Source organism: Streptomyces aurantiacus, from assembly GCF_027107535.1.
Classification (GTDB): Bacteria; Actinomycetota; Actinomycetes; order Streptomycetales; family Streptomycetaceae; genus Streptomyces.
Genome location: NZ_CP114283.1, coordinates 5,306,865 through 5,330,810, shown reverse-complemented (window position 1 = coordinate 5,330,810; position 23,946 = coordinate 5,306,865). Strand labels below are relative to the sequence as shown.

The following is a 23,946-nucleotide window of genomic DNA, read 5'->3' as shown; positions in this document are numbered from 1 at the left end:
GGCCTGCCCCCAGCAACACGGTCGAGGGGCCGTTTTGCGATCATCGAAGGCGTGCGGGCTTCCTTACGCTGCAACTTCCGCTGTCGGCCTGGGGTGAACTCCGGGCAACTCGCCTGGTCGTGGGCCGCCCGCCGGTGGCACTATCTGGGAGATGCCCCCTTCCCTCCAGGTCGGCCCGTACACCGTCATCGCACTCGCCGACGGCGCGGGCCCGTTCTTCTCCCCCAGGTCGGAGGCGTTCCCCGACGCCACCACCGAGCAGTGGGCGGCGGCCGACCAGCTCGATCCCGGCGCACTCGACGGAGCCGGGCGCTGGTGGCTCCAATTCCGCGCCTTCGCGATCCGCAGCGACCAGGGCGTGACGTTGGTCGACGCGGGGATCGGCCCGGCCGACAGCCCGGCAGCCTCGTGGGCGCCCGTGCCCGGGGCTCTCCCGGCTTCGCTGGCCGCCTCGGGTATCGATCCATCCGATGTGGACACCGTGGTGCTCACGCACCTCCACACCGACCACGTGGGTTGGGCCGTTGTCGGCGGCGAGCAGGCGCGGCCGTTCTTCCCGAACGCCGAATACCTGTTGCAGCAGGCCGAACTCGACGTGATCGAGGAGGTCAACGCGCAGTTGCGGTCCACGGTGATCGCCCCGCTCCAAAAGACCGATCAGCTACGTCTGCTCGACGGCGACACCCTGCTGCGCAGAGGCGAGCGCGCGTTCGCCACGCCCGGTCACACGCCCGGGCATCAGAGCGTGCTCGTCACGTCCGGGCGCGAGCTGGTCGCCGTCACCGGTGACCTGCTCGTGCACGCGATCCAGCTGCTCCACCCCGAACTCGCCTACTCCCACGAGATGGACCCTGAGCAGGCAAGAACCTCAAGGCAGCAGGTGCTCCGCAGCTGGCCCGCCGGGACCCTCCACCTCGCGACCCCGCACCTGACAGAGCCGTTCATCACCCGCTGACCGCAGCACGTCGGAGGCGACGAAGTGCGCCGGCAGCTGCGCGGCGCTGGCCAGTCGGTCCGTATCGAGGTCCCACCCGTTCACCGCCCGGGAGGACAAGGCGACATCGGGGGCACGGAACGAGGTGCTTCACAGCGGCGCGGGTAACCGGGCCCTCTGTATTGCTCTTGTTCCGGCGGCTGTGCTGTGGACGACTGTCGGCGGCGCCGAGGGGGAGTGGGCATGGGCAACTGGGCTGTGATCGCGCTGTACTTCAACGGTGAGTTGTACGCCGATTCCTCTGTCGTGGGCGGGAATCGAAGGACCAGGCGCTGGAGGAGGTCCGTGCTGTTCTCCATACGTACTTGCCGAGCGAGAATATTGTTCGGCTACGACACCGGCGGCATCGACGGTGACGCGGGGGACAAGACCAGGGCCGCCTGGAAGGCGCTCAGCCGCCGCCCGTCAGGAGCTATGCGTTCACAAAAGACACTCGGGTCTGGTCTGACGTTGCAACTCACGCTCAGTGCCGGTCTTCCGCAGGATGTGCCGCTAGTGCCGCATCTGCCAACGTTTGCCTGTCGGCTACCTCTCGAAAGCGGGCCTCGGCTGTGGCCAGTTCGTTCGTGATCTCCTCGGCGGTCAAGACGAGTGCGAAGCCTTTGCGTAGGACGGCGAGTTCTGGTTCTTGCCGAGACTCGTCGTCGGTGGCCGTGACATCTGCCCCGAACACGACCTTGTAGCCGCGCTCGTATGCCTGCCGGGCTGTGGTGCCACAGCAGTAGTTGGTGAGCGTTCCGGTGACAATGACCGTGTCGCGGCCGAGGTTGCGGAGCATCGTATCGAGCGGGGTGTCGTAGAACGCGCCGTACGAGGGCTTGCGGAGCAGGGCCTCGTCGGGGCGGCGACCCATCTGGTCCCACACCTCGGCTGGGCCCGGCCGACGCCAGCCGGTGTCGGCGTGCGGAAGGTAAGGCAGGGCCTTCGGCCGGTCCAGTCCGAGATGCGTGTCGTCGAAGATGGTCCAGATCACCGGGACAGAGGCGGAACGGCATCCCTCGACCAGTCGACGCAGTCTTGGCGCCATCCGGGTCGCCGCTGGCACCCAGTAGGGGCTCCAGCCGGGTCGGACGAATTCATCCTGCATGTCGATGACCAGTAACGCCGTCCGCTCCGGCCTTACATCGAAGGATGCCCGGCCGTGCTCGTAGGCGACACGCGCCCGCGCGGTCACCCATTCCTCGGTGTACGACATCCCCATATCCTTACATCGGTTCGAGGTACCTCGTTTCGATGTGCGAGAGTAGCAGCATGCTGGAACTCGCGATCCTGGGATTCCTGGCCAACGGGCCGCTGCACGGCTACCAACTGCGCCGTCGGATAGCGTACTTGTCCGGCCACGCCCGACCGGTCAGTGACGGCAGCCTCTATCCGGCAATCAACCGACTCGTCAACGCCGGGCTACTGGATCGCAGAGCCGAGCCGGGCGCCTCGGCCGCCCAGCGGCATACGCTGAGCCTGACCGCCGCCGGCCGCACCGAGCTCTTGCGCCGGCTGAGGGATGCCGGCGGCCTGGACATCAGCGACAGCACCCGATACTTCACCATCCTGGCCTTCCTCTCCCAGCTCCCCGACACCGCCGACCAGCACGCGGTATTGCGTCGGCGCCTCGAATTCCTGCAGCAGCCCGCAAGCTTCTTCCACGACGGCGAGCGCCCACTGCGCGCTGAGGACACCAGCGACCCCTACCGTCGCGGCATGCTCACCATCGCGCGCGCCACCAGCCACGCGGAACGGTCCTGGCTACGGGAGGTTCTGGGCTGACGACACCGCCAGGCCCCGCCGGTCTGCACCCTTGACGCTCTGTCTTCCCGCGAGACCGTGCGGGTGGCAGAACCAGTACGCGTCCGTGAAATGGATGACGACGAGGGCAGGCCGCTTCTGCGGATCATCCGCCGTGGCACCGGGTCGGTGGTGACCTGGGGGCGGGCGCAGAGGGTGCTGCACCGCAGTGCATGGAAGCGGCCATGCTGTGGCCGGCTACGCCCGGTGCCCCCTGATCCAGAAACCCGCCGGGGCTCCTGGACCCTGACCTGCTGCCGTACTGGTCCTACGCCAAGGCCGTCGACCAGGCCCTCACCGACCGGGGCATTCCGCCGGGCATCGTCCGGGTGGAGCGCACCGGCCGGGCGTACGGCGAGCTCATGTACCTGGTGCTCACCTGGGACGTGTCCCGCTGCGCCGGCCCGGACGGTCTCCGGCTCACCTGGAGGGAAGACACGGGCTGGTCCCACACCCTGCTCCGGGCCGGGGCGGGGCTGCGCTTCCGGCGCTTCAGCAGCTACGACGCCGACTGGTACGGCGAATGGAAGCGTGCGCGCGAGGTGCGCACCGCGATCGACGCCTTCCGCCAACCGGCCGGCTGACTGGCACTGCCCGCTGCTGGTTGTGGCCGGCGTGCGCCGGTTCTGTGATGCATCCGTCTCGTTGTGTGGTGAGGAAGAGGGCTGCGGGCTGTGGTCCGGGGTAAGGACGTGTGATCGGGTCTCTTGCCAAGCACGCAGGTGCTGAGGCGGGGGGCCGCAGCGGCGAGGCCTGCTGTGTCGGTAAGTAGGGTTCGCGGCTTGGGGAGGCTGAAGTGCTGCTTGATCGGTTCGGGCTGGCGGAGGTGCTGGCGGCGGCGGAGGATGCCGCGCCGGTGCGTTCGCTGGATGTCGTGGCGCGTGATCTGCGTGAGCGGTTCGGGGCGCGGTACGTGTCGTTCCTGTTCGTCGATGTCGTGGGCCGGCGCCTGTTGCGGGTCAGCGATCAGGCGGCCACGCACTACGAGGAGCGCCATCCCGATCAGGTCCCTCTCGCGGGCAGCAGCGTCTATGACGAGGTTCTGCGCACCCAGAGGCTCGTCCAGGCACCGGAGGACGGGCAGGGCTGGCGGGTGCTCGCCCCGGTCACCAATCGCGGGGACGCCATCGGTGTCCTGGAGCTGTTCCTCACCCAGGTCACCGAGGACGTGCTGGAGCAGGTGGAGGAGGCGGCGCATGCGCTGGCGTACATCATCGTCACCGACCGCCGCTTCACCGACCTCTACCACTGGGGCAACCGCACCACCACGGTCAGTCTGGCCGCGGAGATCCAGCGCCAGCTGCTGCCCTCGGCCCCCTCCTGCGAAGCTCCCGAATTCGATCTCGCCGGAGCCCTGGTGCCGGCCTCCGACATCGCCGGCGACACCTACGACTACGCCCTCGACCAGGACACCCTGCACCTGTCGGTCACCGATGCCATGGGCCACGACGTGGACGCCTCACTGATGGCGACCCTTCTGGTCAACGCCTCCCGGGGCGCCCGCCGCGCCGGAAGCGGTCTGGCCGAACAGGCCCGCCAGACCCACCAGGCCCTCCTCGACCACGGCCGGCGGACCTTCGCCACCGGCCAGCTGGTGCGCATCGCCCTGGACGGCAGCGGTGCCCAGCTCGTCAACGCCGGCCACCCCTGGCCCCTGCGCCTGCGCGACGGCAGGGTCGAGGAACTGCGTCTGGCGGTGAACCTGCCCTTTGGTGTCGCAGCGCACAAGGGCCCGTATCAGGTGCAGGATCTCGACCTGCGCCCCGGTGACCGTCTCGTGCTCTTCACCGACGGCATGCAGGAACGCGAAGCAGACACCGTCGACCTGCCCGGCCTCATCCGCGCGACGGCTGCCGATCACCCGCGGGAGGTGGTCCGCACGCTGGTCGCCGCGGTGGCCGACGCCTACAACGGCCAGCCGCCCAGAGATGACGCCACCGTCCTGTGCCTTGACTGGCACGGCCCTCAGCACGAAAGCCCGGGCAACTCCAGCCTGCTCAGGGGAGATCGGCTGGAGAGAGTCGACGAGAAGGTCTCGCATACGGTCGACTCCCAGGTGGCGGTCGACCGGGCCATTGGTGCTCTCATCGCGGTTCACGGCATTTCACCGGCCGCAGGGCTCGACGTGCTCCGCGACGTCTCCCGGCGCACCGGCACCGAGCCGCTCTCGGTCGCGGAATCCCTGATGGCCTGGGCCCTGGGTCAGCCGCTGCCGGAGCCGGTGCGCCGGGAGCTGGAAGCAGCGGTGCAGCGGCACCTACCGGGAGACGCATCCGACCCGCCCCGCTAAGGGAGGTGTCAGGTACTTAAGGACGGGGCCTGAGACCGGGGCGAGGTTCGGGCCCCACGACGCGCACCCGCACAGGGAGCCCGACGCGCGCTACGTCGTCAACGGTCCGCCCACCCGGCGGACACGCTCCTCATTCCTGTGCGCGCGGGGTTCGCACGTGCTCGGGCTGTTGGTCCAGCTCGGTGCGGATATCGGCGCGCAGTTTTCCGGTGCGGGGCCACTCGGCGGCGAGTTCCGCGAAGGTGCGAGCTTGATAGGACGCCAGGTGGGTGATGCCGGCGAGAGGTGTTGCAAGCCGGCTCATCTCTGGCACACGTCAGACTGCGTTGAGAGGCGGGGTGAGGATGCTGCCGGGGTGCTGTCTGGTGTGGATGCCACGGAGAACGGAGGGAAAGTACGGCGGCCCGACCGAGTTGGAATGGGGCGGCATCAAGGCGGGGCTGGGAGAGTTGAAGGGGCGGCCGCCGCCCTTCGTCGGTGGCGGGCGACGACCGCCGTGCGCGAGTGCTCGCGTCTGCCTGTGACGCAAGAACTCGCGCGGGATCGTCCTTGCGGCCTGGGGCGCGCGGGAGTCGCCCCACTCGAAATCCGGCCGCGAGGACGCGGCCGGAGCCCGCGGACCGTTCGCTGCGGGGAGCGGGCTCTGGCCGACCGCAATCCCCAGCGCCGGCAAGGGCGCCGAGGACAGCCGACCCGCCGCTCTGCCGGACGGGGTACTCAGATGGGTAACCAGCTTTTCGGTACGGAATCCAGCTTGGCCCGGTCGGGCCAAGCTGGAATATGCGTGCCCGTGACTGCTGCGGTCTCGGGCCCCCTCAAGTGACCTCGCCCGAACGTGGCAGCCGGGCAGACCCGGCGAGAGCAGCTCGCACCGCTGCCCGGAAGGCCTTGAACAGTCACGCGGTAAGGGCCTTTTCGACGGTGGGGTAGCAGGGGATGAGCTGGTCCGGGCGACGATCTGAACGACTCGCAGGACGGCTTCCTGAGCACCGGCGATGCGCAGCCATCCCGCCGCGCCCGACACCCGTCCGGTTCATTCGCGTCGTCGGGCGGCCAGTGCGGGTGCCAGATGGTGTTGCAGCTTTGCGGGGAGTGGTTCCTGACGGGCTGTCGCGGCTACCAGTGCTTCGGCCACGTCGTGGAGTTTGGTGTTGCTGTGCTGGGAGACCGTCACCAACATCTCCCAGGCGTCGTCGGGGCTGCAGGACCAGGCCGTCATCAGGATGCCGCGTGCCATGTCGATGGTGGGACGGTTCTTCATCGCCTTTCTGAGCTGCTGGGCTTCGCTGCGCCACCGCTCGGCGTCCGCGGCGGCCTCGGCCGGGGTGGCGGGGGCGGCGTCGTCGTTGGGGCGTGAGCGGTGGAAGCCGTGGCAGGCGCTGGCGTTCGCCGCAGCGCCTACTCCGGAGCGGCCACGCGGGGCACCGGTATGTCGGGAGGGTCACATGACCCACGCGTGCCCTTGCCGCCGGTCCCGCACACGCGCCGTGGACTGGCCTCAGCATGCGGTGGCGGGGAGGGGACTGGGGGATTCCAGTCCAAGAATCAGAACGGATGCCCAGCGCTGCGGCGGCCATCGGCCCCTCGACAAGGCACAGCCGCCGCTTCGCCGACCACGAGGGATTCCGGCACCAACGCCCGGAACGTCTCTCCTCCAGCATCGGGCGTCGGCACTGTTGGTGCGCTCGGCTCATCCAGGCGGTCACCCAGACGCCATGACCTTCCACTCACCCCTGCTCACAGGCTCAGGCGGTCAGGGCCCGCTCGAGGGTGGGGTGGCAGGGGATGATTTCGTCCAGGCCGACGATCTGAAGAACCCGCAGGACGGCTTCCTGGGCGCCGGCGATGCGTAGCCATCCCTGAGCGCTGCTCACGGCCCGGTGAGCGAAGACGAAGACGTTGATGCCGCTGGAGTCCATGAAGGTCACCCCGCTGAGGTCCGCCACCACCCGCGGCGGTGCCACGCCGTCACGGGACAGCAAGGCTTCGGTGAACTCGTCCTTGACGGTCTGGTCGATCTCACCGCACAGGGTGACTACCCGGATGCCGTCAACGGTGGTGTGGCTGATCGACAGCCGGCCGGGCTCGGGCGCTCTGTGGGTGTTGTCTGTCACCGATTCCTCGACTGTGCTCACTGACGGGGGGACTGGGGATCCGAGACGCTGTGCGCTGCAAGCCTGCCCCGACGATACGGCGAACAACCGTTCACTATTTTAGCGGGAGTACAGGCACATGTGAGAGAGGGTGTGGGGTAAGCGCAGCGTGTGAATGGGGGAAGAATCAAGGTGGACCCGGTGGATGCAGTTCCCGAGGGTGAGGGCGGCGGGGTGTGTGGTGCCCATCCGATTGAAGACACGGTCGCTTTGGACGGTGACGGGTCCGTCATCGCTCAGGCGCGCCACCGTGCGGCGGGTTTCCTCGCCCGTGTCCAGGCTGAGCACGGCCTGCCGGTGTCGGCGCGCGCGATGGATTTGGCGCAGCTGGTGGTCAGCGAGCTGGTGACCAACGCCCGGAAGTACGCTCCCGGACCGGTGCTGATGGAGCTGCGCATTGTGGGCGCCGCGGTGGAAGTGGTCGTCTGGGACAGTGATCCGGTTCTGCCGGTGGCCCGCGCTGCTGACGTGGGCAGGGTCGGGCAGCACGGTCTGGAGATTGTCATGGCTGTCGCTCAGGGTTTCGAGGTCCAGCGGGAGACGGTCGGCAAACGCATCACCGCCCGCATCGCCCTGCTCGACGATCCCGAAGGCCATATCGGCGGACGCCACCCCCAGTAGCGGCGTCCGCCGCCGTACCGGGCGGCTTGAGGCGTTCCAGGTTTCTACTACCTCGGCCGACGCACCACCGAGACGAGCCTGGCCGCGGAGATCCAGCACCAGCCGCCCTCGGTCCCCTGCTGCGAGGCGCCCCAGTGGGAGGTCAGTGGTAGGCGTGGACGACGGCGTGGCCCTTGCCTCGGCCGATCATCCACTTGTTGACCGGGGTTGTGATCACGAATGCGACGGCGAAGCCGCCGAGCAGTGCCGTCCAGAACAAGGAGTCGGACAGGTGGGCGTCCATCGCGCCGCTGAGGGCGATGATGCCGTTGTCGACGAGTTCCATGATCGCGATGGAGACGGTGTCCGCGGCCAGGGCAACCTTGACGGCGCTTTTGAAGTCCAGGCCCGCCCTGCGCAGGGCGAACAGGGTGAAGGAGTAGCCGAAGGCGAAGGCCAGGGTGATCGCAAGGATCATGGTGGGTACGTTGCCCCACAGCAGGGCGGTGCCGATGACCATGCCGAGGATCTCGCCGATCGCGCATCCGGTCAGGCAGTGCAACGTCGCTTTCGCCGCCGTTCCCCAGGACGCTCCGCCATGCCCGCCGTTCACCTGGTGTGCGGCGTGGTCGTGAGCGGTGCTGGTGTGGTGTGCGGTGTGGTCCATGACCGTCATCCCCATTCCCGTCCAGTGTGGCCCGTGCGCGTGTCTCACACCACAACTATATACCCCTAGGGGGTATTCCAGAGAGGTGGAGCGAGGCAGGCGGTGGGGGTGTGCGGGCCGTCCCGGCACATCCCCACTGCTGGTGTGGGTCAGCTCCTGCCGAGGAGGTTGTTCATCCTGGAGATCTCGGCGGTCTGCGAGGTGATGACGACCTTGGCCATCTCGCCGCGCGAGGCATCCCGTGACGGGCGGGCCCGATGGCCCGTGTGGCCCCGCCCCGGCCGCCCGCGGCTCCTCCCGTGCCGAGCCCTTCGGCGTGGACTGTCGGTGTTATGCCCTGCCGTCGGTTTCGGGTACCGGTGTGCCCGGGGGTGTGAAGGCGGCGAGGACCGTGGCGGTGATGTGGTGGGCGGCGCGGTCGGAGGTGAGGCGGCCGGCGCGGATCTCCTCCGCGGCGCTGTGCATGGTCGTGTGCAGAACATTGATCAGCCACGTGATCGGCAGGTCCGAGCGGAAGACGCCCTCGGCGCGGCCGCGGGCGACCAGTGTCTCGACCCGGGCGGCAGGCCCGCTGTGCAGTTCGCGGATGCGTCCTGCGGAGAGTTCCTTCTGCGCGGCGACGAGCAGCGCCCGCGCCTGGTCCACCAGGTGCCAGCCGGCCTCGACGTAACGCGCGAGGGCGAGCAGCGGGTCACCGGTCAGATCGACCGCGTCCAGTGCCTCGTTGCCCCAGTCGATGGCCCGGCTCATCGCCGCGTCGACGACCTCTGCCCGGGAGGCGAAGTGCGCATACAGCGTCACCCGGCCCACACCCGCTACACGCGCGATCTCGCTCATGCTCGCCTCCGGGTTACGTCCCAGGCATGCGGCGGCGGCCTGCACGATCGCGTCGATGCTGCGCAAGGCGTCGGCGCGCTTGGCGGCTGTGGAGTTCTTGCTGCCCATGCGCCCACAGTACCCCGACAAGTCGTACAGGGCTGTTTGGCTTATACCCCTGGGGCGTATAACGTGAACACTCTTGTTCGACTTAACGATGAGGGGTGAGCGTCATGAGCGACACGGAAACCACCACCACCCACGCACCGGATGAGCCTCATCCGCTGCGCTGGGCGGCCCTGGGCCTGCTGGGGCTGGCCCAGCTGATGCTGATCCTCGACATCACCGTGGTCGCGATCGCACTGCCCCACATGGGTGCCGAACTGGACCTGGGCCGCGCCGCACTGACCTGGGTGGTCAGCGGCTACGCCCTCACCTTCGGGAGCCTGATGCTGCTCGGCGGCCGGGCGGCTGACCTGTTCGGTGCCAAGCGGATCGTCCTGGCAGGCCTTGCCGTTTTCACCGTCGCGTCGCTGGCCGCCGGGCTCGCCACCGGCGCCCCGCTGCTGCTCGCCGCGCGGATCGCCCAGGGGGCGGGCTCCGCGATGCTCTCGCCCGCCGCCCTTTCCGTGGTGGTGCGGCTGTTCGACGGCGACGAGCGCAACCGCGCGCTGGGCATCTGGTCGGCGCTCGGCGGCGGCGGTGCCGCCCTCGGTGTACTGCTGGGCGGGCTGATCACGGCCGGCCCGGGCTGGGCCTGGGTCTTCTTCGTCAACGTCCCCGTCGGCCTGATCGTCCTCGTCTCACTCGCCCGGATCCTGCCGAGTCTGCCCCGCGCGGCCACCGGTTCCCTCGACGTCCCCGGGGCCGCCCTGGTCGCCGCGGCGAGCGGCGCCCTCATCTACGCGGTGATCCGTGCCGGTGACCACGGCTGGCTCGACACTGTCACCGGCGTCCTGGTCGCCTTCTCGGCAGCCGCCTATGCCGCCTTCGCCGCGTGGCAGCGCCGGGCGGCAGCTCCGTTGATGGATCTGCGTCTGCTCGGCCGGCGTCCGGTGGTTGCGGGCACCTTCGTGATCGCTGTCACCACGGCGCTGATGGTGGGGACCTTCTTCCTCGGCTCGTTCTACCTTCAGAACCATCAGGGCCACGGTGCTCTGATGACCGGCGTGTTGTTCCTGCCGGTGGCGCTGGTGACGATGGCCGCCGCTACCGCTGCCGGACGGGTGATCGGCCGTCTGGGAGCACGGCTGCTGGCCGCGGTCGCCCTGGCCGTCGCAGCCGTCGGCTTCCTCGTGCCGGTGCTCTGGTCCGGAACCCCTGCCATGGTCACTGGTGTGAGCGTCGCTGCGGCGGGGCTGGGCGCGCTGTTCGTCGTCGCCGCGGCCACCGCGCTGAGCAGTGCCGCTCCCCATGAGGCCGGTGTGGCCTCCGGGATCGTCAGCACCTTCCACGAGTTCGGTGCCTCGATCGGCGCTGCGGCCGTCTCCAGTGCCGCGGCCGCGAGCATCGCCGCCCGCACCGGGGTCAACGCCGCCTCGGGCTTCGATGACGCGTTCCTCGTGGCCACGTGTGTGGCCGCACTCTCCGCCGTCATCACCCTGTGGCTGATCCCGTCCAAGAGCGAGTAAGTCCGCGCCATCCACCAGGCGTTGACCACACGATCGCTGCGCCCCCACCGAAACGACTGGGCTTCACGCACGCCCTCGAACTGCCCAACGGAGGCACTGGATGAACAACCGCAAGCGCCGGCTCTGGACGGCCGGCATCGCCGCAGGTGGTGTCGTCGCGGCACTGGTCGCGTTCCTGCTGATCGGGAACCCGCAGGAGAAGGGTGATGACGGGCGGACCGACCGGCAGGAAACGGTGGCCGAACGCGGTCAGACCGTGATGCCCTTCGACCTCGAACAGACCACCCACCACTTCACGCCCACCAAGACGGGCGGGGTGCAGGACGTCGTCGCCGACCAGCCGGACGACACCAAGCAGGTCGGCCTCATACGCACCCACCTCCAGCAGGAGGCCAAAGCGTTCAGCCAGGGAGACTTCGGCGACCCCGCCCAAATCCACGGCAACAGCATGCCGGGCCTGGCCGAACTGCAAAAGGGCTACGAACGCATCGAGGTGCGATACCGGGAACGGCCCGAGGGGGCCACCCTCACCTACGCCACGGACGAACCCGCGCTGGTCGACGCACTGCACGACTGGTTCAAAGCGCAGCTCAGCGACCACGGGGACCATGCCGAATCCGGCCACTGACCAACGAGCCCAACATCGGAGCAGGCCCGGCACCCGGAAGTGAATGACTTGAGTGATCCTTACGAGCTGAGCGGGGGTGTGCCCTCCATCGAGGTCTTCCGCCGCCTGCGAACCGATGCCGGCCTCTCGGACAAGACCCCCGAGGCGGTTGCGCTCGCCCTGCCCAACACCTGGCACGGGGTGGTCCTCCACCACGAAGGAGAGCCGATCGGCATGGGACGCGTCATCGGTGACGGCGGTACCGCGTTCCAGATCGTCGATGTGTGCGTACACCCCGCCCACCAGCAACGCGGCCTCGGCAAGCGCATCATGGCCGCACTCACCGAGGAACTGGAGCGCCGGGCGCCCGCGACCGCCTACGTCTCGCTGATCGCGGACGGCCCGGCGCGCTTCCTGTACGAGAGGTTCGGCTTCGCCGACACCGCCGCGCACGAATCGATCGGCATGTACCGCGTGATGGGCGGGGGGCCCGGCGCCAGCGGACCGCGGGCGGAGCCGTAGGCGGCTGCCGCCACCCGCCCATCGTGTGGCGAGCAACTGCTGGGCGGCGAGCGCGGTGTCGCCCCCGCGGCGATCACCTCCACCGCGTGCCGGTTCTTGGAGGGTACCGGCCTGGCTCCCTCATGATGCCTCAGCGCAGCGGGCGGCGGTGTCGGCCGGAGCGCTGCAGGTGCATTCCCAGGTACACCAAAGCGGCGACGAGCACCACGACGCCGATGATGAGCAGGTAGAACAGCCCTTCGGCGACCACGCCAATGATGCCCAGCACGATCGCCACGATGACGAGGACCAGGAAGAGCGTCATGACGCAAGCACCTCCTCGATGAAACTGGTCAGCGGCGGGCGAGCTGCCGCTCACCGTCCGCGCCGGGCTGATAAGGAAGGCCGTAGTGCGCGAAGATGGCGGCCTCGTCCTTGGCGGGCAGGACATCGTCCGTGCCCATCGCCGGGCACTTCTTCACCAGCGACTTGTCGTAGTCGACCTTGACGTAGCCGGGCCCCACGATCGCGTCCACCAGCGGAACGAAGACCAAGCGGCGGCGAGTGGGCAGTCCTACCTGGACAGTGGTCATAGTCGGCTCGTCAGTGCTGGTGTCCACGTAGACGGACTCCAGCGTGCCGATCTTGTGTCCGAACGCGTCGATGACGTCATGCGTGCGCCACTCACGGATATCCGCGCTCTGGATCATGCCGGATTTCCCTTCGCATGGCGGTGTGCCCGATCAAGGCACTTCTCTGAGTTCCCCGCTCAGCCCGCCCGAACCGGACCCACGCCGTCGCATCTTTCCGGGAGGCCGGTCCCGGCGCGTACGGCTGCCATGGCAAGCAGTACCGCCGCGGTGTGCACGGACAGCGGGCTCCCGTTGTGCAGTGCGCCGTCGCCTTCCACGTCGACGGCGTGTGTCAGCAGCGTCATGCTGTGGCACACCTCATCAGGGTCGACTCCGTTGGCCACGATCAGGGCCAAGGCCTCCGCGTCTTCGTCCTCCACCGCCTGATGAGCCGGCGTCCAGGTGCTCTCCACGGCGGCATTCAACCGCTCATGGACCAGTTCCCGGGCGGGATCGATGTGCCGGAACCGGTGCATGAGCTGGTTCCCATACCCGCCACAGGGAAGCCGTCACGCTGCGCCACGAGCAACGTGCGGCCACACCGCCCTCATAACTGTACCTTTTGGAAGGTACAGTTATGAGGGAATGCCGGTGCTGATCGAGAGGTGTGCGGGGATGGTTCTGAGTGCGCGGCGGCGTTGGCTGCTGCTGACGGTGGTGAGTGCGGGGCTCCTGCTGATCACGCTGGACAACTCGATCCTGTACGCAGCTCTGCCGACGTTGGTGGAGGAACTCGGGGCGAGTAGCTCGGAGGCATTGTGGATCATCAACGCCTATCCGGTAGTGATGGCCGGGCTGCTGCTGGGCAGCGGCACTCTGGGGGACCGGGTAGGGCACCGGAGGATGTTCCTCATCGGCCTCGTGGTCTTCGGCGCCGCCTCGCTTGCTGCCGCGTTCTCCCCGACACCAGAGACCTTGATCGCGGCACGGGCGTTCCTGGCCGTCGGCGCGGCGGCGATGATGCCTGCGACGCTCGCCCTGATCCGCATCACGTTCGAGGACGAGCGCGAGCGCAACGTGGCCATCGCCATCTGGGGCACTCTGGCCATTGTGGGCAGCGCACTTGGCCCGATCATCAGCGGGCTCCTGCTGCAAAGCTTCTGGTGGGGGTCGGTTTTCCTCATCAACGTGCCCGTCGTCATCCTGGCTCTGGTCGCCACGCTGGTCCTTGCGCCGCCCAACGACGCGGACTCCACCAAGCGGTGGGACCTGACCTCCTCGATTCTCGCGCTCGTCGCTCTGGTCGGCCTCGTGATCGCGATCAAGGAAACCGCGAAGACGCAACCCGCGCCCCTGCTCGTCCTTGTCGCCGTCCTCGCTGCCCTGGTCGGCGGTTGGGCGTTCGCCCGGAGGCAGCGCCGTCTGCCCTATCCCTTGCTGGACTTGGCGATCTTCCGCAACCGGGCCTTCCTCGCCGGAGTCCTGGCCGCCGGGTTCTCGATGTTCGCCATCGCCGGTATCCAGCTGATCACCACGCAGCGGTTCCAACTCGTGGAGGGCTTCACCCCGCTGCGCGCCGGGCTGCTGGTCGCCGCGGTCGCCGTGGGGGCGTTGCCCACTGCCATGGCCGGCGGCGCCAGCCTGCACCGGGTCGGGCTGCTGCCCCTCGTCGCGGGTGGTCTGGCGCTCAGCACGGTCGGGTCCGTGCTGGTCCTGTTGAACTTCGACACCAGCATGGGGCTGCTCATCACCGGGCTGCTCATCACGGGCGCCGGTCTGGGAGCGGCCATGTCCGTCGCCTCCAGCGCGATCATGGGCAACGTTCCGGCCCGCCGCGCGGGCATGGCCTCCTCCGTGGAGGAAGTGTCCTACGAGTTCGGCAGCCTCATCGCGGTCGCGCTGCTCGGCAGTCTCCTGACCGCCGTCTATACGGCGACGATAGACCTGCCGGCCGGAGCACCGGACTCCGCACGCGACAGCATCGACAGCGCGCTCGCACTGGCCGGGGACGGCAACCCGGCATTGATCAGCGCAGCATCCAACGCCTTCGACGGCGCCTACTTCACCGTCATGATCGTGGTCACCGCCGTCATCGCTGCGGGCGCGATCGTCACCGGCTTCCTCCTGCGCCACCACGGCCCCGGATCCACTCTGTCCTCCCCTGCACACCACTGACACCCCGCCCCGGGAGCATCCATGCGGACCAGCAAACGAACCCAGATCCTCGAAGCGGCGGCACGCGTCGTGGAGCGCGAAGGCGTCAAGAGCGTCACCTTCGACTCCGTCGCCGCTGAGGCCGGCCTGACCAAGGGCGGGCTCCTCTATCACTTCGCCTCGCGCGACGACCTCGTCCAGGGCATCCACCAACACCTCGCCGACCAGTGGGAGGCGCAGATGACTGCGGCGGCGGGAAATCCGGCCCACGAGGCGACCCCCGCCGAGCGGCTGACCGCCTACACCCGCGTCGCCACCCAGAGCGCCACACGGGCCGAGCTCCTCTTCATGCTCGAAGGATCCACAACCCCCGGACACGCGGCCCCCTGGAACGCGGTCATGGAACGATGGGCCCCACCCCTGACCACGACCGCCGCCGACGCACCAGACACGCTCGACCAGTTCATCGCCCGCCTCGCTGCCGACGGCCTGTGGCTGTACGAATCCCTCACCGCCGAACGGTTGCCTTCCCAACTACGCCACGCACTCGCCGAACGCATCGCCAGCACCCTCAACCGCGACGACACCTGACCCTGCCCTGCCCCTGAGCCGGTGTCGAAGTGCGCGTTGACGGCTGCGAGCTTGTTGCCGAAGAGCGCCGCGGTGGTGGGGACGGCGAAGACAGGGCCGGTGATCTCCTTCTCCAGAGTGCCGCTGCTCAGACCGGGGCTGAGCCGGTAGGGGGCGATCTTTTGTCGTCGTTGCGTACGGCCCGCAGCCGGCGGCCGTCGAGTGCGAGGCCTTCGACGTTGGTCGCCGCCCAAGAGGTCATCGGCGCGTCATCGACTGGCGGCGGTGGCGCAACGGTCGTCCACCCGGGGGTCCTTCTGTTCGCCCCCCGGTGCCACCGGCGTGACCCGCGCCGGTCCACCCATGGTGTGCTGGCCCGGCTCCGACGGACGCAACCGTTGGCGTTCGGCGTGACCCGAGGTCGTCCTCTGCCGAAACCGCACTCCTCTGACTACACGGTCACGCCTTCTGCAGCACCGGAGCAGGACGCTCCCCCGACCCTCGGATGATGAGGCGGGTGGGGACCGTGATGGTGCGGGCGCGGGTTCGGTCACCGTCGAGGCGGGCCAGGGCGGTGGTAGCAGCGGTTCTCCCGATCTCCTCGGGGTTCTGGGCGACGACGGTCAGGGCGGGTTCGAGTGCTTCCGCGAGGGCTACGTCGTCGAAGGCGACGACCGCCACGTCCTTTCGGCCGGTGCGGGCGAGTTCGGTCACTATGCCCAGCGCGACGATGTTGTTGCCGGCGAACAGGGCAGTGGGGGGATCGGCCAGACCCAGGAGTTGGGACGTGGCGATGGAAGCACCGTGCTGGTCGTGGGCGTTGGTGATCAGGGCGCGGTCGGCGGGGATGCTGGCTTCCTGAAGGGCGGTGCGATAGCCGGCCAGGCGTTCACGGCGGGTGTAGAGCTTGGTAGGGAGGTCACCGATGAAGCCGATGCGCCGGTGGCCGTGGGTGATGAGGTGGGCGACGCCGTCGTAGGAGCCCGTGCGGTTGGTGCTGACGACGTTGTCCGTGGGGAGGCCGGCGCCCGGGCGGTCGAGGAAGACGACGGGCAGGCCAGCGGCGCGGTGGGACTTGAGGTGGGAGTGGTCGGCGCCGACGGACGGCACGACCATCAGGACGCTGATGCGGCGGGCGAGGAACTTGTCCGTCAGGGCACGTTCGCGCTCGGGGTCGTCGGCGGAGGATCCCATGAGCAGCGTCAGTCCGCGTTCGCGGACGGTGTCCTCGATGGCGCGGGCCACGGCTCCGAAGAAGGGGTTGGCGAGGTCGGGGATGACCAGCCCGACGGTGGTGTCGGGTCCGCCGACGCGGATGTTGCGGGCCATGAGGTTCGGCTGGAAGCCGAGCTTGGCCACGGCGGCCAGGACCTGCTTCCGGGTCTCTGCCGAGGCGGGTCCGTCCTCGTTGAGGACGCGGGAGACGGTTTTGGCGCTGACGCCCACTTCTCGGGCGACGTCGGCCAGGGTGGGGCGGCGATTCGCTGCCATGAAAGAACGGTCTCCCTGCGCTCGTCGGTTCCGGCCGCGGCCTTCGGCCGGAACCTGTGAGTGTCTCGATCGTGGCGTCAGTCGGCCTGGACTCCCGCAGCCTTCGCCGCCGCGGAATCCGCTACGACAGTATCTCCGGCCGCGTCGACGGTGAGCGCGCCGGTCATGATGGCGACGACTTCGGCCATGGAGTAGTCGGAGGGTTTGATCACGGCAGCGCGCCTGCCCAGCCGGTGAACGTGGATCCGGTCGGCGATCTCGAAGACGTGCGGCATGTTGTGGCTGATCAGGACGACCGGCATGCCCTTGTCCCGCACCCGGCGGATCAGGCCCAGGACTTGGCCGGACTCCTTGACTCCGAGGGCGGCGGTGGGTTCGTCCATGACGACGACGCTGCGGGCCCAGGCGACGGAGCGGGCGACCGCGACGGCCTGCCGCTGTCCGCCGGAGAGGGTCTCGACCGACTGGGTCAGCGAGCGCAGGCCGATCTTCAGGTCTGCCATGTGCTCGGCGGCCTCCTCGCGCATGCGCTTCTTGTCGAGCATGCGGAAGACACTGCCGAGGACGCCGGGGCGGCGCAGTTCACGTCCCAGGAACATGTTCGAAGCGATGTCCATGGAGGCGGCCACGGCGAGGTCCTGATAGACCGTCTCGATGCCGTGGGCGCGTGCGCTCTGCGGCCCGGAGAAGGTGATGGGCTCGCCGTTGAGGCGTATCTCGCCCGCGTCGGGGGTCACCGCTCCGGTGAGGGCCTTGATCAGGCTGGTCTTGCCGGCTCCGTTGTCGCCGATGACGGCGAGGACCTCACCGGGCATCAGGTCGAAGTCGGCTCCGTCGATGGCGGTGACGTGGCCGTAGCGCTTGACCAGACCCCGGGCTTGGAGCACGGGCGTGGGGGAGGAGGTGGCGGTCATCGGGCCTTCTTCCGGGAGAGCTGGTCGACGGTCACCGCGAGAATCACCAGGACGCCGGTGATCAGCGTCTGGTAGATGGAGGCGACGCCCATCAGCTGCAGGCCGTTACGGAAGACGCCGACGATGAGAACGCCGATGAAGGTGCCCAGGACCGAGCCGCGTCCCCCGAAGAGGCTGGTGCCGCCGAGGACCACGGCGGTGATGCTGTCGAGGTTGTCGGTCTGTCCCGCCTGCGGGTCGCCGACCCCGGTCCGGGAGATGAGCAGCACGGCGGCGATGCCGTAGAGGACGCCGGCCGCGGTGTAGACGCCGATGGTCAGCCGGGTGGTACGGATGCCGTTCAACCGTGCCGCTTCGGGGCTGTTGCCCAGCGCGTAGACGTGCCGGCCCCAGCCGGTGCCGCTCAGTGCGTAGGCGAGGAGGAGGAACAGGGCGATGGTGACCAGGGAGCCGTAGGTGATGTCGGTCTTGCCGAGGGGAAAGGTCTGCCCGAGCGCCGTCAGCGGGCCGGGCAGGCTGGTGACCGTCTGCTCCTCGGAGTAGATGTGGGTCAGCGCGAACGCCACGTTGAGCATGCCGAGGGTGACGATGAACGGCGGCAGCGGGATCTTCTGCACCAACAGGCCGTTGAGCAGCCCGAATCCGCCACAGACGACCAGGCCCAGGGCGATGGCGGCGAGCGGGGGCAGGGAGCCCTCGGCGGCCATCTTGGCGATCACGATGCTGCCGAACGCCATCACGGCACCGCATGACAGGTCGATGCCCGCCGTGAGGATGATCAGGGTCTGCCCGATGGCGAGGGTGCCGACGACCATGACCTGCTGCACGATCAGCGAGAAGTTGCCGCCGGTGAGGAACTGGTCGGTCGAGAGGGAGAAGAAGGCGCAGGCCAAAAGGAGGGCGACCAGAGGGCCGGTGGTCGGTGCCGTGAGCAGTCGGCGGGCCGTGGTCGGTGCTTTGAGCTCGGCGTACGGCGAGGACGTGCCCGGGGGCGTGGTCGTGGCTGTCATGCGAAGTCCTTGTCGGAAGACAGAGGTCGTTGCCCGCCCTGGTCGGAGGACAAGAGGACAAGCGGGCGGCCGTCCCCCGGTCAGGGGGAAGGGGACGGCCGCCCCTTCGAAGGAGGAGGCGCAGTCGTACGGGCCTCAGGGGCCGGCTCAGCCCCAGCAGTTGTCCAGGCCGTAGGCGGTGTCCTTGGAGGCGACCCCGTCCTGGGCCTTGTCGGAGATCAGGGTGACGCCCGTGTCGGTGTAGCCGGACGCCTTCTTGCCGTCCTTGGCGTACGTCACGACGGCCTTGACGCCCTCGGCGGCCATCTTCAGGGGGTACTGCTGCGAGGTGGCCGCGATCTTGCCGTCCTTGACCGCCTGGGTCCCGGTGCAGCCGCCGTCCACGGAGACGATCAGAACGTCCTTCTCCCGGCCCTTGGCCTTGAGTGCGGTGTACGCGCCCAGCGCGGCCGGCTCGTTGATGGTGTAGACGACGTTGATGTCCGGCTCCTTCTGGAGGCAGTTCTCCATCGCCGTCTGGCCCTTGGCCTGGTCGCCGCCGGTGTCCTGGGCGCAGGCGACATCCTTGTCGGTGGCGCCGAAGCCCTTGAGGAAACCGTTGTGCCGCTGGACGCCGACGGAGACACCCGGTGCGAGGTCGAGGGCGGCTATCTTCGCGGTCTTGCCCTTCATGGCGGCCTTGGCGTACTTGCCGATGAGCTCGCCCGCCTTGAGGTTGTCGGTGGCGAAGAGGGCGTCGACGGCGCTCTCCGGGTCGGTCGGGGTGTCCAGGGCGATGACCAGGACACCCTTGGCCCTGGCCTTCTCGATCGCGGGCACGATGGCCTTGGAGTCGCTCGGGGTGATCAGGATGCCCTTCACACCGGAGGCGACCATGTTCTCGATGGCGGTGACCTGGCCGGCGTTGTCGCCGTCGAACTTGCCGGCCGCGGTCATCAGCTTGACGCCCTCGGCGTCGGCGGCCTTCTCGGCGCCTTCCTTCATCTTCACGAAGAACGGGTTGGTGTCGGTCTTGGTGATCAGGCCGACCTTGACCTCGCCCGAACCGGAACCGGCGGAATCCGATCCGGAGCCGGATCCGCAGGCCGTCAGGGTGAGGACCGCGACGCCCGCGACAGCGGCGGTTCTGAGGAGGGAGGAGGACAGGCGAGTGGTGCGAGACATGATCGACTCCTGATGGATAGCGGGCGGCACGGGGCCGGGTTCGGAGCATGCCGTCCCGGAGTGTCATCGTTGACTTATGTCATCGTTGACACTGCCTGGCGAGGATGATGGACTCCGTCTCCCGGAAACGTCAATGCCCTGCGCTCGTCACAAATCGGCAACGCCGACGGCCATCGCCCTTTCGTAGCCGTCCGGCAGCTGTGCCCGACGCGTCCGGTAGGCCCGTACGTTCGCGAGAGAAGAGCAGCCCATGAGCCCGCGCCAGATCACCGTCCTGGGGGAGTGCGTCGCGGACGCCTTCGCCGAACCCGCAAGCGCCTCGAACCAACTCGCCCTGCGAGTCCTGCCCGGCGGCGGACCGGCGAACACGGCTGTGGCCCTGGCCCGGCTCGGCACCCCGGCCCGCTTCCTCGCGCGGTTGTCCGGTGACGTGTTCGGCCGCCTGTTCCGCGCCCACCTGGAGGCGTCCGGGGTGGACCTGTCGAGTGCCGTCCGGGCCGCCGAGCCCAGCACACTGGCCGTGGCGGAACTGGATGCCCAGGGGCAGGCCGCGTTCTCCTTCCATGCGCAGAGCACGGCCGACTGGCAGTGGACGGCCGAGGAGTTGGCGCGGGTGGACCTGTCCAAAACCGTCTGCGTGCACACCGGGTCCCTGGCCCTGGTCCGGGAGCCCGGCGCGGCGGTGGTGGAGGACTTCCTGGCGGCCGCCGCGCCTGACGCGACCATCAGCATCGACCCCAATGTCCGGCCCCTGCTGGTGCACCCTGACGTCTACCGCGACCGACTGGAGCATTGGTGCGCGCTTGCCGATGTGCTCCGGCTGAGCGAGGACGATCTGGAACTGCTGCTGCCGGGCACCGCGCCCGAGCAGGCATGCGACATCTGGCATGCCGCCGGGGCTCGACTCGTCGTGATCACCCGCGGCGCCGACGGTGCGCTGGCCTCACTCGACGGTGAACGGGTCCAGGTACCCGCCATACCGACGGCCGTCGCCGACACGGTCGGGGCGGGGGACTCCTTCACCGCCGGACTGCTGCACCACCTCGGCGCCCGCGGTCTCCTCGGCGGCAGGCTGACGGAGCTCCGCCTCGACGACGTCGCGGAGGCGTGCCGGTTCGCCGTCCAGGTCGCGGCCCTGACTTGCTCTGTCGCCGGCCCCAACCCGCCGTGGGAGAGCCAGTTGACGCAGCTCGCCACAGCCGACCGCGCATGACGGCGGGCTTGCCGACGGAGCGTGCGTTACGGCCGAACGGTTGACGCCTCGGTCGGGTTACCCCCATCATCGGGGCCACTCGATGTCATCGATGACACAAGTCAACGATGACACTCGGCGTCGGGCGCCGTGGACGACGGCGTCGGCAAGATGTCAGTGGCACTTTCTGTCGGTCCGCGCCGGGCATCAGGCTCCGCCGCGCTGACGCCCGCAGCACAGGAGACACCATGAGCTCTGGACGTGTATCCCGGCATGCCCGCATACGGCTGACCGCGGCGGTGGCAACCGTCTGCGCCCTGTCCGCGGCCCTGCTGGCCCCCCAGGCCGTAGCTGCCGACACCCCGCCGTACTCCGAGACCTACCGGCCCCAGTTCCACTTCACTCCGCAGAAGAACTGGATGAACGACCCCAACGGCCTCGTGTACTACAAGGGCGAGTACCACCTCTTCTACCAGTACAACCCGAACGGGAACTTTTGGGGCGACATGTCCTGGGGGCATGCGGTGAGCACGGACCTCGTGCACTGGAAGGAGCTGCCGCTCGCCCTGTCGCACGACGACGAGGAGATGGTGTTCTCCGGCAGTGCGGTCGTCGACTGGGACAACACCACCGGGTTCGGCACGAAGAAGAACCCGCCCATGGTGGCGGTCTACACCAGCGCGTACAAGAACGGCGGCATCCAGGCGCAGTCGCTCGCCTACAGCACCGACCGGGGCCGTACCTGGACCAAGTACCAGGGAAATCCTGTTCTCGACATCGGCTCGAAGGAGTTCCGCGACCCCAAGGTCCAGTGGTACGAGCCGACCAAGAGCTGGCTGATGACGGTGTCGCTGTCCACCGAGCACAAGGTGCAGTTCTACTCGTCGAAGAACCTCAAGGACTGGAAGCTGCAGAGCGAGTTCGGACCGGCCGGCGCGACGGGCGCCGTGTGGGAGTGCCCCGACCTGTTCCCCCTCGCGGTCGACGGGAACAAGAACAAGATCAAGTGGGTCCTGGTCGTCAACATCAATCCCGGTGGTATCGCGGGCGGTTCGGCCGCCCAGTACTTCATCGGTGACTTCGACGGCAAGAAGTTCACCGCCGACGACAAGGGCACCTACACCCCGCCCACCGGCCAGGTGGTGCAGGACTTCGAGGGCACCGACTTCGGTTCGTGGACGACCACCGGTACCGCGTTCGGCACGGCTCCGGCAGCCGGGGCGGTGGAAGGCCAGGGCACGGTCGAGGGGTTCGACGGCAAGGGCCTCGCCAACAGCTTCCACTCGGGTGACGGCACCACCGGCACCCTGACCTCGCCCTCCTTCACCGTCGACAGCTCCTACCTGAACTTCAAGGTCGGCGGCGGACGCCACCCGTACGAGTCCGGAACCGTCATGGAGCAGGGACCGCCACCCGCAGGCACGGTCCTCGCCGACTTCGAAGGCGGCGGCTACAGCGACTGGACGACGACCGGAGACGCCTTCGGCTCGGCACCGGCCACCGGCACCCTCCCCAACCAGCAGGAAGTCTCAGGATTCCTGGGCGACGGCCTGGTCAACAGCTACCTGAACGGCGATACCACCACCGGCACCCTCACCTCGCCCGAGTTCACCATCGACAAGAAGCACATCAACTTCCTCATCGGCGGCGGCAACCATCCCACCGGCTCGGCCAACCCCACCGCCGTCGAACTCCTCGTCGACGGCCAAGTGGTGCGCAGTGCCACCGGAAAGGATGGCGAGGCGCTCAACTGGGCGTCCTGGGACGTCGGCGATCTCGCCGGCAAGCAGGCGCAGATCAGGATCGTCGACGACAACACCGGCGGCTGGGGCCACCTCAACGTCGACCACATCATGTTGTCCGACACCGAGGCCAAGCCCGTCTCCCAGGAGACCTCCGTCAACCTGATCGTCGACGGCCAGGTCGTCCGCAGCGCCACCGGGGCCAACAGCGAGACCCTGGACTGGGCGTCCTTCGACCTGCGCCCGTACGTCGGCAAGAAGGCGAAGATCCAGGTCGTCGACATGAACAATGCCGGCTGGGGCCACATCCTGGCCGACCAGTTCACCGAAGCCGACACCGCGGCCAAGTCCGTCGTACAGCGCGCCGACTGGGCCGACTACGGCAAGGACTACTACGCAGCCGTGTCCTGGGAGAACGCCCCGGGCGGCAAGCGGTACATGGTCGGCTGGATGAACAACTGGGACTACAGCGGCGCCATCCCCACCTCCCCCTGGCGCGGCGCGCAGAGCGTTCCCCGGGAGATGGCCCTGCGCACGATCAACGGCCAGATCCGGCTGACCAGCAAGCCGGTCAACGGCCTGCAGTCCCTCCGGAAGGAGCGTCCCGCGACGGCGTCCGGCGTAACCCTCAAGAGCACCACCAAGCCCCTGATCGGCCCCGCCGCCAAGGGCAAGGCCCTCGACATCGAGGCGACCTTCTCCCTCAAGGACGCCGACCGCTTCGGCCTGAAGGTGCGCACCGGCGCAGGTGGCGAGGAGACCGTCATCGGCTACGACACCACGACACAGGAGCTGTACGTCGACCGCACCCGCTCCGGCGCCGTGGACTTCAACAGCACCTTCCCCGGCGTCCAGACCGCACCGATGAAGGCCAAGAACGGCAAGGTGAAGCTGCGGATCCTCGTCGACTGGTCGTCCGTCGAGGTCTTCGGCGGCAGCGGCGAGGCCGTGATCACCGACCAGATCTTCCCCGACCCCGCCAGCCAGGGAGTGCAGGTGTTCGCCGAGAACGGCTCGGTGAAGCTGGACCAGGCCCGCCTCTGGCACCTCGACTCCGCCCACGACTGATCCCGCCCCGACCACAGAGGACACCACA

The 23,946-nt window shown here is 68.6% G+C and carries 24 protein-coding genes and 3 pseudogenes; 14 read left to right on the top strand and 13 right to left on the bottom strand.

Features of this window, described 5'->3' with window-relative positions; all coding sequences use genetic code 11:
- Positions 1–151 precede the first annotated feature (151 nt).
- On the top strand, positions 152–955 hold the full coding sequence (locus O1Q96_RS25780; protein WP_269250412.1) for an MBL fold metallo-hydrolase: 804 nt from the start codon (positions 152–154) through the stop codon (positions 953–955).
- 502 nt (positions 956–1,457) lie between these two features.
- Here the strand turns inward: O1Q96_RS25780 and O1Q96_RS25775 are convergent.
- Positions 1,458–2,189: a cysteine hydrolase family protein gene (locus O1Q96_RS25775; protein ID WP_269250411.1), complete on the bottom strand. Its 732-nt coding sequence runs from the start codon at positions 2,187–2,189 to the stop codon at positions 1,458–1,460.
- A 56-nt stretch (positions 2,190–2,245) separates the two neighbouring features.
- Between O1Q96_RS25775 and O1Q96_RS25770 the strand changes: the two genes are divergently transcribed.
- The 5 genes and pseudogenes from O1Q96_RS25770 (at position 2,246) to O1Q96_RS25755 (ending at position 5,066) form a co-directional block, all read left to right on the top strand.
- Positions 2,246–2,758 carry a PadR family transcriptional regulator gene (locus tag O1Q96_RS25770; RefSeq protein ID WP_269250410.1) on the top strand — a complete coding sequence of 171 codons (513 nt, stop codon included), beginning with the start codon at positions 2,246–2,248 and terminating at the stop codon, positions 2,756–2,758.
- A 63-nt stretch (positions 2,759–2,821) separates the two neighbouring features.
- Positions 2,822–2,938: pseudogene (locus O1Q96_RS44310) on the top strand (IS630 family transposase); the annotation flags it as partial.
- 167 nt (positions 2,939–3,105) lie between these two features.
- The gene (locus O1Q96_RS25765) at positions 3,106–3,360 is read left to right on the top strand and encodes a hypothetical protein (protein ID WP_269250409.1); all 255 of its coding nucleotides are present in this window, start codon (positions 3,106–3,108) and stop codon (positions 3,358–3,360) included.
- A gap of 212 nt (positions 3,361–3,572) precedes the next feature.
- Positions 3,573–4,745: pseudogene (locus O1Q96_RS25760) on the top strand (PP2C family protein-serine/threonine phosphatase); the annotation flags it as partial.
- Between the two features lie 87 nt (positions 4,746–4,832).
- Positions 4,833–5,066: an ANTAR domain-containing protein gene (locus tag O1Q96_RS25755; protein ID WP_419587069.1), complete on the top strand. Its 234-nt coding sequence runs from the start codon at positions 4,833–4,835 to the stop codon at positions 5,064–5,066.
- A 130-nt stretch (positions 5,067–5,196) separates the two neighbouring features.
- Here O1Q96_RS25755 and O1Q96_RS25750 read toward each other — a convergent pair whose 3' ends face one another.
- The 3 genes and pseudogenes from O1Q96_RS25750 to O1Q96_RS25740 all read right to left on the bottom strand — a co-directional run bounded on the left by O1Q96_RS25750 (position 5,197) and on the right by O1Q96_RS25740 (position 7,180).
- Positions 5,197–5,370, bottom strand: a complete 174-nt coding sequence (locus tag O1Q96_RS25750; RefSeq protein ID WP_269250408.1) for a hypothetical protein — start codon at positions 5,368–5,370, stop codon at positions 5,197–5,199.
- Positions 5,371–6,099: 729 nt separating this feature from the next.
- Positions 6,100–6,333 (bottom strand): annotated as a pseudogene (locus O1Q96_RS25745) (ANTAR domain-containing protein); the annotation flags it as partial.
- Between the two features lie 478 nt (positions 6,334–6,811).
- Positions 6,812–7,180: an STAS domain-containing protein gene (locus tag O1Q96_RS25740; protein WP_269250407.1), complete on the bottom strand. Its 369-nt coding sequence runs from the start codon at positions 7,178–7,180 to the stop codon at positions 6,812–6,814.
- 180 nt (positions 7,181–7,360) lie between these two features.
- Between O1Q96_RS25740 and O1Q96_RS25735 the strand changes: the two genes are divergently transcribed.
- A complete protein-coding gene (locus O1Q96_RS25735) occupies positions 7,361–7,840 on the top strand; it encodes an ATP-binding protein (protein WP_419586946.1) in 480 nt (159 codons plus the stop codon).
- Positions 7,841–7,982: 142 nt separating this feature from the next.
- Here O1Q96_RS25735 and O1Q96_RS25730 read toward each other — a convergent pair whose 3' ends face one another.
- Both O1Q96_RS25730 and O1Q96_RS25725 read right to left on the bottom strand, forming a co-directional pair.
- Positions 7,983–8,486 (bottom strand): DUF4396 domain-containing protein, encoded by a 504-nt coding sequence (locus O1Q96_RS25730; RefSeq protein ID WP_269250406.1) that lies wholly within the window; start codon positions 8,484–8,486, stop codon positions 7,983–7,985.
- Between the two features lie 330 nt (positions 8,487–8,816).
- On the bottom strand, positions 8,817–9,431 hold the full coding sequence (locus O1Q96_RS25725) for a TetR/AcrR family transcriptional regulator (RefSeq protein WP_269250405.1): 615 nt from the start codon (positions 9,429–9,431) through the stop codon (positions 8,817–8,819).
- A 104-nt stretch (positions 9,432–9,535) separates the two neighbouring features.
- Here O1Q96_RS25725 and O1Q96_RS25720 point away from each other — a divergent pair, with 104 nt between their 5' ends.
- From O1Q96_RS25720 to O1Q96_RS25710, 3 genes are all read left to right on the top strand, one after another.
- The gene (locus O1Q96_RS25720) at positions 9,536–10,933 is read left to right on the top strand and encodes an MFS transporter (protein ID WP_269250404.1); all 1,398 of its coding nucleotides are present in this window, start codon (positions 9,536–9,538) and stop codon (positions 10,931–10,933) included.
- 100 nt (positions 10,934–11,033) lie between these two features.
- The gene (locus O1Q96_RS25715) at positions 11,034–11,561 is read left to right on the top strand and encodes an aspartate carbamoyltransferase (protein WP_269250403.1); all 528 of its coding nucleotides are present in this window, start codon (positions 11,034–11,036) and stop codon (positions 11,559–11,561) included.
- Positions 11,562–11,600: 39 nt separating this feature from the next.
- On the top strand, positions 11,601–12,062 hold the full coding sequence (locus O1Q96_RS25710; RefSeq protein WP_269250402.1) for a GNAT family N-acetyltransferase: 462 nt from the start codon (positions 11,601–11,603) through the stop codon (positions 12,060–12,062).
- Positions 12,063–12,192: 130 nt separating this feature from the next.
- Here O1Q96_RS25710 and O1Q96_RS25705 read toward each other — a convergent pair whose 3' ends face one another.
- From O1Q96_RS25705 to O1Q96_RS25695, 3 genes are read right to left on the bottom strand one after another with little or no spacing between them, the layout of a single operon-like run.
- On the bottom strand, positions 12,193–12,366 hold the full coding sequence (locus tag O1Q96_RS25705; protein WP_269250401.1) for a hypothetical protein: 174 nt from the start codon (positions 12,364–12,366) through the stop codon (positions 12,193–12,195).
- A 28-nt stretch (positions 12,367–12,394) separates the two neighbouring features.
- A complete protein-coding gene (locus O1Q96_RS25700) occupies positions 12,395–12,751 on the bottom strand; it encodes a PRC-barrel domain-containing protein (RefSeq protein ID WP_269250400.1) in 357 nt (118 codons plus the stop codon).
- Positions 12,752–12,810: 59 nt separating this feature from the next.
- Entirely contained in the window at positions 12,811–13,086 is a 276-nt protein-coding gene (locus tag O1Q96_RS25695) for an ankyrin repeat domain-containing protein (RefSeq protein ID WP_269253717.1), read from the bottom strand.
- Between the two features lie 202 nt (positions 13,087–13,288).
- Here O1Q96_RS25695 and O1Q96_RS25690 point away from each other — a divergent pair, with 202 nt between their 5' ends.
- Both O1Q96_RS25690 and O1Q96_RS25685 read left to right on the top strand, forming a co-directional pair.
- Positions 13,289–14,788, top strand: a complete 1,500-nt coding sequence (locus O1Q96_RS25690; RefSeq protein ID WP_269250399.1) for an MFS transporter — start codon at positions 13,289–13,291, stop codon at positions 14,786–14,788.
- A 21-nt stretch (positions 14,789–14,809) separates the two neighbouring features.
- Entirely contained in the window at positions 14,810–15,358 is a 549-nt protein-coding gene (locus O1Q96_RS25685; protein ID WP_269250398.1) for a TetR/AcrR family transcriptional regulator, read from the top strand.
- Between the two features lie 438 nt (positions 15,359–15,796).
- Here the strand turns inward: O1Q96_RS25685 and O1Q96_RS25680 are convergent, their stop codons facing one another.
- From O1Q96_RS25680 to O1Q96_RS25665, 4 genes are all read right to left on the bottom strand, one after another.
- Positions 15,797–16,828, bottom strand: coding sequence for a LacI family DNA-binding transcriptional regulator (locus O1Q96_RS25680; protein ID WP_269250397.1), 1,032 nt, complete (start codon positions 16,826–16,828; stop codon positions 15,797–15,799).
- Between the two features lie 77 nt (positions 16,829–16,905).
- Positions 16,906–17,742 (bottom strand): ATP-binding cassette domain-containing protein, encoded by an 837-nt coding sequence (locus O1Q96_RS25675; RefSeq protein ID WP_269250396.1) that lies wholly within the window; start codon positions 17,740–17,742, stop codon positions 16,906–16,908.
- A complete protein-coding gene (locus O1Q96_RS25670; RefSeq protein WP_269250395.1) occupies positions 17,739–18,752 on the bottom strand; it encodes an ABC transporter permease in 1,014 nt (337 codons plus the stop codon). Before O1Q96_RS25670 ends, O1Q96_RS25675 begins: the two co-directional genes overlap by 4 nt.
- Positions 18,753–18,899: 147 nt before the next feature.
- Positions 18,900–19,916 (bottom strand): sugar ABC transporter substrate-binding protein, encoded by a 1,017-nt coding sequence (locus tag O1Q96_RS25665; RefSeq protein WP_269250394.1) that lies wholly within the window; start codon positions 19,914–19,916, stop codon positions 18,900–18,902.
- Between the two features lie 250 nt (positions 19,917–20,166).
- Here O1Q96_RS25665 and O1Q96_RS25660 point away from each other — a divergent pair, with 250 nt between their 5' ends.
- Together O1Q96_RS25660 and O1Q96_RS25655 are read left to right on the top strand one after the other, a co-directional pair.
- Positions 20,167–21,129, top strand: coding sequence for a carbohydrate kinase family protein (locus O1Q96_RS25660; protein ID WP_269250393.1), 963 nt, complete (start codon positions 20,167–20,169; stop codon positions 21,127–21,129).
- Between the two features lie 227 nt (positions 21,130–21,356).
- Positions 21,357–23,918 carry a GH32 C-terminal domain-containing protein gene (locus O1Q96_RS25655; protein WP_269250392.1) on the top strand — a complete coding sequence of 854 codons (2,562 nt, stop codon included), beginning with the start codon at positions 21,357–21,359 and terminating at the stop codon, positions 23,916–23,918.
- Positions 23,919–23,946 lie beyond the last annotated feature (28 nt).

Excerpts from the sequence above, each read along its gene's own strand:
- O1Q96_RS25655 (WP_269250392.1), top strand. The coding sequence starts at position 21,357 with ATGAGCTCTGGACGTGTATCCCGGCATGCCCGCATACGGCTGACCGCG.
- O1Q96_RS25675 (WP_269250396.1), bottom strand. The coding sequence starts at position 17,742 with ATGACCGCCACCTCCTCCCCCACGCCCGTGCTCCAAGCCCGGGGTCTG.
- O1Q96_RS25670 (WP_269250395.1), bottom strand. The coding sequence starts at position 18,752 with ATGACAGCCACGACCACGCCCCCGGGCACGTCCTCGCCGTACGCCGAG.
- O1Q96_RS25690 (WP_269250399.1), top strand. The coding sequence starts at position 13,289 with ATGGTTCTGAGTGCGCGGCGGCGTTGGCTGCTGCTGACGGTGGTGAGT.
- O1Q96_RS25660 (WP_269250393.1), top strand. The coding sequence starts at position 20,167 with ATGAGCCCGCGCCAGATCACCGTCCTGGGGGAGTGCGTCGCGGACGCC.
- O1Q96_RS25770 (WP_269250410.1), top strand. The coding sequence starts at position 2,246 with ATGCTGGAACTCGCGATCCTGGGATTCCTGGCCAACGGGCCGCTGCAC.
- O1Q96_RS25725 (WP_269250405.1), bottom strand. The coding sequence starts at position 9,431 with ATGGGCAGCAAGAACTCCACAGCCGCCAAGCGCGCCGACGCCTTGCGC.
- O1Q96_RS25705 (WP_269250401.1), bottom strand. The coding sequence starts at position 12,366 with ATGACGCTCTTCCTGGTCCTCGTCATCGTGGCGATCGTGCTGGGCATC.
- O1Q96_RS25780 (WP_269250412.1), top strand. The coding sequence starts at position 152 with ATGCCCCCTTCCCTCCAGGTCGGCCCGTACACCGTCATCGCACTCGCC.
- O1Q96_RS25750 (WP_269250408.1), bottom strand. The coding sequence starts at position 5,370 with ATGAGCCGGCTTGCAACACCTCTCGCCGGCATCACCCACCTGGCGTCC.
- O1Q96_RS25715 (WP_269250403.1), top strand. The coding sequence starts at position 11,034 with ATGAACAACCGCAAGCGCCGGCTCTGGACGGCCGGCATCGCCGCAGGT.
- O1Q96_RS25700 (WP_269250400.1), bottom strand. The coding sequence starts at position 12,751 with ATGATCCAGAGCGCGGATATCCGTGAGTGGCGCACGCATGACGTCATC.
- O1Q96_RS25730 (WP_269250406.1), bottom strand. The coding sequence starts at position 8,486 with ATGGACCACACCGCACACCACACCAGCACCGCTCACGACCACGCCGCA.
- O1Q96_RS25665 (WP_269250394.1), bottom strand. The coding sequence starts at position 19,916 with ATGTCTCGCACCACTCGCCTGTCCTCCTCCCTCCTCAGAACCGCCGCT.
- O1Q96_RS25680 (WP_269250397.1), bottom strand. The coding sequence starts at position 16,828 with ATGGCAGCGAATCGCCGCCCCACCCTGGCCGACGTCGCCCGAGAAGTG.
- O1Q96_RS25775 (WP_269250411.1), bottom strand. The coding sequence starts at position 2,189 with ATGTCGTACACCGAGGAATGGGTGACCGCGCGGGCGCGTGTCGCCTAC.
- O1Q96_RS25685 (WP_269250398.1), top strand. The coding sequence starts at position 14,810 with ATGCGGACCAGCAAACGAACCCAGATCCTCGAAGCGGCGGCACGCGTC.
- O1Q96_RS25720 (WP_269250404.1), top strand. The coding sequence starts at position 9,536 with ATGAGCGACACGGAAACCACCACCACCCACGCACCGGATGAGCCTCAT.